Below are 9438 nucleotides of genomic sequence, written 5' to 3' on the forward strand. Positions count from 1 at the left end.
ATATGATCATAAATATAAGTCGCAGGAAACGAATGTAAATAATGACGAATTACGGTCAAAAGTGATTAGATTTTTAACTTAGTGCTTAATTGATTTTGTCAATTAGCATAATGGATTTCTTAATCCGAGAAGCCTTAATGATATATAAATACTTAATTCCGAGAAATGATAGATAGCAAGCAACAAGAAAAAAGGGAAGTTGCATTGAAAGCGGCAGAACTGGTAAAAGACGGAAATATTGTTGGTCTTGGCTCAGGTTCGACTATGGACTTTGTAATAGTGGAGCTCGGAAGGCGGATAAAGGATGGCTTACAATTTACCGGGGTAGCAAGTTCTCTGAAAACAGAAAGGCTAGCGGACTCATACGGTATTTCAATGCAAGAATTGGGTATGACTAGCGGCATCGATATCAGCATTGATGGAGCAAATGAATTTACAGAACAACTTCATTTAATAAAAGGTGGTGGTGGCTCTCTATTCAGAGAAAAAATAGTTGCTTCGTTAAGTAACAATACGATTATTGTTACCGATTCAACTAAGAAAGTTAATCAACTAGGCCAATTTGGCGTGCCGGTTGAAGTTGTACCAAGTGCTTATGAATTTGTGAAAAAACAATTAATCAAATTGGGTGGCAACCCCATAATAAGAAAGTCTCTAGCTGAGAATTTTATCACTGACAATGGCAATTTTGTTTTTGATGTTGATTTCGGAATAATAGGTAATCCAGCTTGTTTGGCACAACAACTTGATGGTATTGTTGGAATACTGGAACATGGACTGTTTGTCAGTCTAACTACAAAAATATTGATGGCAAATGGAAACGAAGTAGTCACTTTTACCTAAAAGTGAACTTAATCAATCAAAATTGTCTAAGTCACCCAAACATCTGGGAAGAACTATGGTACAAAACATCATTGCTGAATTTTAAGTGGATCGCAACAACTGACCTACAGATCCAAGTTTCAGCTTTTACTACTGATTTTTACTCCACGGTGTCTTAGGTATTTATACAACGTCATTTTAGAAATTTTCAAATCGGCTGCAATTTCATTTACTCCCAACTTACGTTCATTGTACAACGTTTGGGCGAGCATGGCTGTTTTTTCTGCTTCTTTGGTTAACCCTCTGGTTCGTCCACCCTTTCGCCCTCTGGCTCGTGCCGCGTCTAATCCAGATTTTGTCCTTTCCCTGATCAGGTCTCGTTCAAATTCAGCCAATGAAGCAAAAATGTTAAATATGAGTCTCCCTTGAGCAGTAGTAGTATCGATATGGTCATTAATTGAGACTAGGCCAACTCCTCTTTTTTCAAAATCCGAAGTCATTTCCAAAAGATGTTTTAGAGAACGTCCTAACCTGTCAAGTTTATAAATATAAATGACATCACCCTTCCGAAGTACCTGCTGCATAGCAGCAAGCTCAGGTCTATCGGATTTCACTCCGGAAGCTTTCTCCTGAAAAATCTGCTGGCAGCCCGCTTTCTCTAAAGCATCGAGCTGCATTTCTAAATTCTGATCTTGGGTTGACACCCTCGCATATCCAATTTTCACTTTTGTATACTTTAATACATCTATGAGGCCAAATTTAATGTACTTAGATTGATGTACAAGTTTATTTTACTAAATTGATAGAATATGCTTGGTTTTAAGTTCATCTTAAAGCTCCAAAAGGCAGCACAGCTTTGTACATTTTGAGTAACGTTTTTTTATACAAACAAATCGTGTCATGCCAAGAAAAGAATACCTCACTTCCGAAGCCAGGCAACGGTTTGACCATCCTCCTGTTTTAAGTGCTGACCAGAAAGCGATTTTCTTAGACACTCCCCAATGGGCAGCTGAATATGTCAAAACTTTGCAAACACCTTCCAATAAAGTTGGCTTTCTTTTGCAAGTCGGATACTTCCGGATTGTCAGCCGGTTTTTTGGATCAAACCGCTTCCATCAAAGTGACGTGGATTATGTAGCTGAAAGAATTTCAGTTGATGTCAACGCAGTACAGATGACCGGTTACGAAGGACGGACTTCGCTCAGGCACCGGGAGGACATTCTTGGATATTTTGGTTTTGCCGCCTTTGAAAAATCTTCGGTTGAAGCGTTGACCGAAGAAATCCAGAGACTGGCCCATGTACAGACCAGGCCATACCTGATATTTGAAGGTATGGTCGGCTTTCTTCAGGCACATCATATTGAAATCCCTACATACCAAAGCCTGAAAACAATCTTGGATAAAGTTCTTGCCAGTTTCGAGCAGAATCTAGAATCCATTTTAAGTAAATATTTAACTGCGGCTGATGTTTTACTTTTAGAGCAGCTTCTAGTCGAACACAGTTCTTATCAGGAAGACAGTAGAAAGCATTTAAAGGTGAAACGTTATGAGATTACGTTTTTTAAACGGGTTTCGCAATCCATGGAGACAAAACAGATCCGTGAGCGTGTGGCAAACTTTCAAAGCTTAAAGATCATGTATTTGCAGTTACTACCGGTAGCCAGGCGCTTAAAACTGTCTGATGCGACCATTCAATTCTACGCTGAATATGTCATCAATAACCAGGTAACACAAATAACTACACGCAGCACCAACCGTTATCTGCTTTTAATATCCTTTATTATTCATCAGTACTATATGTTAGGGGATGCACTTATCCTGACCTTAAATAGTGCTGTTACAAATTTTATTAATGGTTGTGAAAACTCAGTAAAACAAGAGCTTTATCAAAACAGGATGCAGACCGCGCAGCTAGTCAGCAGTGTTGCCCAGCGTAGCGGTACCCATATTGATATTTTAGGAGCTATTGAAAAAATCATTGCTGATACTACAATGGAACCTTTGGCCAAAGTGACGTTGATTGAACAGGTTTTTAAAAATAAACGGTTATCTCAAAAGCTGTTGCAGGAAGACCAGCAGCGCCTCAAAGCCTTAAAGGAAGCCAACCAAAAGATAAACGACCGGGAAGATTTTTATCAAATGCTTGAAAAAAATACGTCTAAATTAAATGGTAAAGTAAGCGATATTGTCAAAGCCTTGATCCCGAGCGCCACTTCATCAGGGAAGGATATTCTTGCTGCGGTCCGGTACTACCAGGAAAAGAATGGTGCTATTCTAACGCGCGCTTCAGTACCAACAGATTTTTTAGGTTTAGAGCAGCAGCAGCGAGTGTTGACCCCGGAAGGTAAATTGCGTACAGGTTTATATAAAGTATTCCTTTTCCAGGAAATCAGGGATAATATCAAGTCTGGGGCACTTCCAATTGATTCTTCCTATGATTACCGCAGTTTTGATGAATATGTAATACCACCTGCGGTTTGGAATAAAGAAAAGGAAAAGCTGATTGAACAAGCCGGCTTGACAGCCTTTGCTGATTCACGGAAAACCCTGCTTAAATTAAATGAAAAGCTCAATGCCCAAATTAAATTAACAAATGAACATGTAGAAAAAGGCAGTAACAAACAGGTATACTTAGATTCCACCGGTGACTGGCACCTGATGAAAGATAAACGTTTGGAAGAAGAAACAGACTTGGGATCATTTTATCCGCAAGAATACGTCATTCCATTGGTGGAAGTTCTTTCAACTGTCCAAAATGCAACAGGCTTTATTTCCTCGTTTATCCATGGAGGAATTGATCATATACCTAAGCGTCCGGACGAGAAATTGTTCTTTGCAGCAATTCTTGGGTTCGGGTGCAATATCGGTATTCGTAAATTTTCTTTCATGTCCAAAGGTATCAGGACCAGTTCACTGGAGACAACGGCAATCCAATATTTTTCACCAGAGACTGTAATACAAGCAAATGACAAAGTACTTGCATTTAGCAATGCCTTACCACTTACCGGGCATTTTAGAAAAGATGCAGACTTTATTCATACTTCAAGTGACGGCCAAAAGTTCGATGTGTCCGTTGCTTCGCTGGTTGCTTCTCCTTCCTTTAAATACTTTGGAAATGGCAAGGGTGTTACCATGTATTCCTTTCTGGACGAAGCCGGGCAGTTATTCTATTCAACTGTATTTAGCGCAGCTGAACCTGAATCACATTATGTCCTGGATGGCCTAACTCACAATGAAGTGATCATTCCAAATGCGCATTCGACAGATACACATGGTTTTAGCGAACCCGTGTTCGCTGTAACGGGTCTTTTGGGTATTGAATTTCGGCCCAGGTTTGCAAGGTTTCATCATCAACAGCTTTATTCAACTGACGAAGCGCGGACTTATCGTGAGCTTAATTATAAGATTGTTCCAGGTCTTAAAATTAATTTGGCACACCTGGAAAATCATTGGGACGAAATTTTAAGGCTTGTTTGTACAATCAAGCTGGGTTATTCGAAGGCATCAACGTTGTTCAGGCGTCTAAATTCATATTCAAAACAACACCCGCTTTACAAGGCCCTCAAAGATTTGGGAAGGCTTTATAAAACATCATACATCTATCAATATATGGATGATGAATTAATCCGGAAATCAGTGTCTGGCTCACTTTCTAGAATTGAAAGCAGCAATAACTTTTCAAAAGCTATCACGATTGGTAACAACCAGGAATTAATCTGGGCCACCCGGAAAGAACAATTAACAGCAGAAGGCTGTAAAAGACTGATAGCAAATGCGATAAACACTTATAATCTGTTGTTATTATCTGAAAAGCTGGTAGCAGCTGAGTCCGAACAAGACAGGCAAATCCTGTTGAAAAAAATCCTTGCAACTTCTACCCACAGCTGGGCACATATTAACATGGTGGGAGAATACGACTTCTCCGATGGTAAAGATTATAAAATCTTTGATTTGGGCTCAATCATGGATTTAAATCTAGCGCCTTAGGATTCAATATTCCCGGCTAATAGTAAATAAAAATCCTACGCGAAAGTCGTGACGGTTTTTCTCCCTTTCTTTAGTTTACCCCAGATTGTAGTAATGTCCCTTTCTTTGAAGCAGCGAATCGTGATTGCCAACTTCGGAAACCATCCCGTTTTGCATGACAACGATCTGGTCGGCTTTCCGGATTGTACTCAGTCTGTGTGCCACTACGATCACAGTTTTTTCCTTGAATACTTCGTCAAGCGCCTGTACAATTTTCTGTTCGTTAATCGTATCCAGTGCGTTTGTGGCTTCATCAAAAAACAGATAATCCGGATTTTTGTACAACGCACGGGCAATCAGTACACGTTGTTTCTGGCCACCACTTAATCCACGTCCCTGCTCACCCATTTTAGTCTGATAACCCAGCGGCAGGTGTTCAATTTCAGAAGCAATGTTTGCAGTTTCTACCGCTTTGCGTAATAAATGATAATCCGTTTTTTCGTCATCCAGCACAATGTTGTTTAAAATGGTGTCATTAAAGATTTTACCATCCTGCATCACGGCCCCGCATTTCTCCCGCCATTGGCGCAGGCTGACATTATTGATGTTCATACCGCCGATCATAATTTCTCCGTAAGAAGGTTTATATAGTCGAAGTATTAGTTTGAGTAAAGTGGATTTACCGCTTCCGCTATCTCCTACAATTGCCGTCACTTTGCCCTGAGGAATAACCAGATTAATACCGCGGAGCACAGGGGGAGAAACCGACGTATATTGAAAAGCGACGTTTTTAAGTACAAGATCTTTGCTTTCCGGCAGCTCAATGCTGTTTTGCCCGGTGCCCTCGTCTTCATCATGTAACTGATGAATTTCGTTGAGACGCAAAAAACTGATCTGGGCAAACTGGAAGGAGGCCATAAATTGTATAAACTGAACCACCGGACCGTTTAGCATTCCGATGATGAACTGCGTGGAGATCATCACACCAAAAGTGATGTCGCCCTGTATGACGGCACGCGCACAATAAAATGTGATAAGCAGATTTTTTACGCTGTCGATAAACTGTCCGCCCAGGTTTTGCGCATTATTCACGGTCATGACGCGCATGTTAACCTGATACAACCTCGCCTGAATATTTTCCCATTTCCAGCGTTTTTGTTTTTCGTAATTGTTGATTTTGATGTCAGTAATACTTTCTACTGTTTCAACCCAATAACTTTGATTTTTTGAAGTTAATTCGAAATACTCCCAATCCAGTTTTTTTCGTATTTGTAAAAATCCAAGTACCCACAATACGTACAAAGTACTTCTTGCAAAAAAGATGTAAAATATATTCGCATTAAAAATGAGTAGTATAATTCCGAAAATCCGGAATGTGAGCGCGGAGAAGACTAAATTAAGCGAGTTGTTCATGATGAAACTTCGTATCCGCTCATGATCATTGGCCCGCTGGAGAATGTCTCCCATCATTTTATTTTCAAAAAAAGTAACCGGGAGCTTCATCAGTTTGATGAGGTAATCGGATATCAGTGCAATGTTGACTCTGGAAGTCAGATGCTGTAAAATCCAGTCTCTTACCGCGTTGCTTAGGGTGATTGCCACGATGATCGCTATGTTGGCAAACAACACAATGTTGATAAAATCCAGGTCGTGGGTCTGGATGCCGACATCAGTTACCGCTTTGGAAATGAAAGGGAGCAAAGCCTGCATGAGCGTAACCAGCAGCATGACTACGAACAGATTCAAAAAGCTCCTTTTATAGGGCGTAAAGTAGCTAATGAAATTCTGTATCGTCTTTTTACGCTCCGATTTTTCTCCGGCAAAGCGTTGTTCGAAATCTGCCTGCGGCTGCAATACCAGAATGACGCCTTTGTACTCCGTTTCTTTTATCCAGTTTTGTTTAAATGTCCCGGCATCGTAGGTCACCAGTCCTTTTGCCGGATCGGATACGTATATTTTGGCTTTGGATAAACTGTCCGTTCTTTTAGAAAACCAGCCACTGGAAGCTTTGACGTGATACACAACAACGAAATGACTATTCTTCCAATGGATAATGGCCGGAAGCGGAATTTTGTACAGAATATCTTCAAGCGTACATTTTGCTGACAGGCTTTTGAGACCTATCTGTTCAGCTGCATGTCCCAGGCCAAGCAGTGAAACACCCTCCCGGGATGTTCCGCTTAAATCGCGTAAATGCTGAAGAGAGTAATATTTGCCATAGTATTTGGCAATCATTTTCAGGCAGGCAGGACCGCAGTCCATCATATCCATCTGCCGGTCGCATGGGAACGGTTTTAAGTGCATTTAGTGTGTGTTGATGTGTATTTTTGTAAATATTGTGATATTAATTTGGATTATACATTTTTTTATAAATACATTTGAAAAATTGATTCACACATTTATCTTAAACAATCATCGACATGAGAACCAAGGCAGAAATGGCCTTCGACTTGCTGGAGGCATAGTTGGAGGTTTTAGACAGCGTTGCGCAAAGTGAAATTTTAGGCGGAGAGTATGAGTGGTGGGTCATGGGAAATGACATCTACTTTAAGGAACAAGGCAATGACACCTGGAATTACTGGCAAAATCTGAATGACGTAAACATTTATGCATCCGGGAACGGTTATGGATCAAGCGGTGACGGATTCAATAATGGTTACAGTTCATGCGGTTATCCTGACGCTCCTGGCGCAAGTGGTAGTTTTAATGCCTGGTATGATGAGCATTATAGGGGGAATAATAATGACGGTGGATATAGTGCACCCAATTCTTTCGGTAGAGACTTTGTTGACAATGGTGTAGCTGCAAATCCCAATGATCTCAAATTTCAAAAGGTAAACGGACAGGATTACATTAGTTATGATAACGGCGCTTCCTGGGAAAAACTGCTTGGCGAGGTAACAATTCACGGTAAGGCCGATCAGAATATGACGGCCTGGGATTTAGGCTGGGAATGGTTAACGGGAGTTGGGCCCAGAGACAGGACTTTTGTTGATGGTGATTTGTTGACCGAACAGTTAAAACAGCACAGCCATATTGAAGATACGAAGAATAAAATCAGGTTGGATATTTCGCAGGGAATACCTTCTGGTGAAAATGATTATAATTTATCAGGTGTGGATGGTGTTCCTAAATATTTTGGAGATTATTCAAATTTAATCAGTGGAGGAAATACCGGTAACTTGGCTGTCACATATTTAGGATCGTATGATTTGAAATACGTTGTTAATTCAGTGGATGGAGACTATGCTACTGTAACCTTTACTGTCAATAATGCCTCTACAATTGCATCGGCTACACATCCGCCAGTTATAGGTTATACTCCTGAATGGAATGAGTACATAGGTACCCCCCTAAATGATCTATTTTCGCAAAGTGGAGCGCCAATGTCTCAAACTACTCAAACTTTCATATGGACTGAAAATATTAAATGGAGATGACTAAGGTAGCCTCATTAGCAAAATTGATTCTGATAACCAGAATATTTTGCGCTTGTAACAGCCAAAGTCCTACAACTGAGCACCTGCTAGGAAAATGGCAAAATACAAAAGATGGTGGAAACATAGTGTTGCTCAAAAACAATATTTTTACAGCATCGAATCTTAATTCAGAAATGTTTCACGATGGAAAGTTAATAAAACTTAAAACGACTGATGGAGAGGGTACATGGGAACTTAGCAATGAAGGTTCGGGCTGGAAAGTGGAACTGCGTTTCAAAAAATTAAAAGGTTTGGAGAAAGGATATCACTTACCTGTAAACATTTCTGAAAGATTTGGTGACTACGGACTATTTGTCTGGAAGGGGGATCCTGACAGCGGAAATAGGTATTCCTTTGAAAAGAGATCGGACTGATTTTTACAATAGCCTGGCTAATGGGTTTAAAGACTTTGACGGTATGGAACGAAATTCTGTTACTGTCAAAGTTCTTCTCTCAAAGTGGTGAGCCGTTGTCTGAAACTATCAAACCTTCACGTGGACTGAAAACATTAAATACAAATGACACATAGCAGTCACTCTAAGTATTTCATTTTAACTATTACATTGCTCCTGACATTTTCTTGTGGAAACAACGAACCTTCGCATGATGAATTAGTTGGAACATGGTTTGAACCGGAACAAGGTGCTAAAATCGAATTACTAAACAACGAAAAAGCGATAATAACCGGCTTAGGGAGTGACCTGTTTGAGCATAGTGGTTTCAAGATAACACAGCCCATTCATGTAGATGGTATGTGGGAATTAGTCAAATTGTCAGGACGTTGGAGAGTTCTATTGACATTAAATAAAACAGCCGAGTTAACAAGAGGGTATGGTCTCCCGTTAGATATTTCTAACAATTTTGGAAATATTATACTAATTTCAAAATAAAAAGTCGTATATTTATATATGAAATATGCTGACATTATTAAGGAAAGTATAGCTGATTTGCTTTTCATGGAAAAGCGTGAAAAGAATGCAATGCGTCGTGATCGAATTCGATTTATAAGATCGCTAAAAATGGGAGAGTATCGTAGCCAAGCTCGTGCAGGTGCTGCGATTGGATTGGGCGAACGACAATCACAACGGCTTTGGAATAGTTATGTTAAGGGCGGAATTAAGGAATTACTATCAACATATTCAGACCGTTGGTGGGGCAAACTCAGCAGTGT

The 9438-nt window shown here is 40.1% G+C and carries 8 protein-coding genes; 6 read left to right on the forward strand and 2 right to left on the reverse strand.

Going from position 1 to position 9438, the window contains the following annotated elements; translation table 11 throughout:
* Positions 1-165: 165 nt before the first annotated feature.
* Positions 166-843 (forward strand): ribose-5-phosphate isomerase RpiA, encoded by a 678-nt coding sequence (gene rpiA, locus E0F88_RS20380; RefSeq protein ID WP_131960113.1) that lies wholly within the window; start codon positions 166-168, stop codon positions 841-843.
* A gap of 119 nt (positions 844-962) precedes the next feature.
* On the opposite strand, the gene E0F88_RS20385 is transcribed toward rpiA, so the two are convergent.
* Complete coding sequence (locus E0F88_RS20385) at positions 963-1547, reverse strand: recombinase family protein (protein ID WP_131960114.1); 585 nt, start codon at positions 1545-1547, stop codon at positions 963-965.
* Positions 1548-1722: 175 nt separating this feature from the next.
* On the opposite strand from E0F88_RS20385, the gene E0F88_RS20390 reads away from it, so the two are divergent.
* Positions 1723-4809: a Tn3 family transposase gene (locus E0F88_RS20390; protein ID WP_131960115.1), complete on the forward strand. Its 3087-nt coding sequence runs from the start codon at positions 1723-1725 to the stop codon at positions 4807-4809.
* A 75-nt stretch (positions 4810-4884) separates the two neighbouring features.
* Here E0F88_RS20390 and E0F88_RS20395 read toward each other — a convergent pair whose 3' ends face one another.
* The gene (locus E0F88_RS20395; protein WP_131960116.1) at positions 4885-7092 is read right to left on the reverse strand and encodes a peptidase domain-containing ABC transporter; all 2208 of its coding nucleotides are present in this window, start codon (positions 7090-7092) and stop codon (positions 4885-4887) included.
* A gap of 161 nt (positions 7093-7253) precedes the next feature.
* On the opposite strand from E0F88_RS20395, the gene E0F88_RS20400 reads away from it, so the two are divergent.
* From E0F88_RS20400 to E0F88_RS20415, 4 genes are all read left to right on the forward strand, one after another.
* The gene (locus E0F88_RS20400) at positions 7254-8228 is read left to right on the forward strand and encodes a hypothetical protein (protein ID WP_131960117.1); all 975 of its coding nucleotides are present in this window, start codon (positions 7254-7256) and stop codon (positions 8226-8228) included.
* Positions 8225-8641: a hypothetical protein gene (locus E0F88_RS20405; RefSeq protein WP_131960118.1), complete on the forward strand. Its 417-nt coding sequence runs from the start codon at positions 8225-8227 to the stop codon at positions 8639-8641. Before E0F88_RS20400 ends, E0F88_RS20405 begins: the two co-directional genes overlap by 4 nt.
* 144 nt (positions 8642-8785) lie before the next feature.
* Positions 8786-9157, forward strand: a complete 372-nt coding sequence (locus E0F88_RS20410; protein WP_131960119.1) for a hypothetical protein — start codon at positions 8786-8788, stop codon at positions 9155-9157.
* Between the two features lie 18 nt (positions 9158-9175).
* Positions 9176-9438: hypothetical protein (locus E0F88_RS20415; RefSeq protein ID WP_131960120.1), on the forward strand; the 263-nt coding region annotated here is incomplete at its 3' end.

The sequence above is a fragment of the Dyadobacter psychrotolerans genome (genome assembly GCF_004349265.1).
GTDB classification, from domain to species: domain Bacteria; phylum Bacteroidota; class Bacteroidia; order Cytophagales; family Spirosomataceae; genus Dyadobacter; species Dyadobacter psychrotolerans.

What these genes read in the sequence shown, in the direction of transcription:
- rpiA (WP_131960113.1), top strand. Translation starts at nt 166, where the DNA reads ATGATAGATAGCAAGCAACAAGAAAAAAGGGAAGTTGCATTGAAAGCG.
- E0F88_RS20390 (WP_131960115.1), top strand. Translation starts at nt 1,723, where the DNA reads ATGCCAAGAAAAGAATACCTCACTTCCGAAGCCAGGCAACGGTTTGAC.
- E0F88_RS20395 (WP_131960116.1), bottom strand. Translation starts at nt 7,092, where the DNA reads ATGCACTTAAAACCGTTCCCATGCGACCGGCAGATGGATATGATGGAC.
- E0F88_RS20405 (WP_131960118.1), top strand. Translation starts at nt 8,225, where the DNA reads ATGACTAAGGTAGCCTCATTAGCAAAATTGATTCTGATAACCAGAATA.
- E0F88_RS20410 (WP_131960119.1), top strand. Translation starts at nt 8,786, where the DNA reads ATGACACATAGCAGTCACTCTAAGTATTTCATTTTAACTATTACATTG.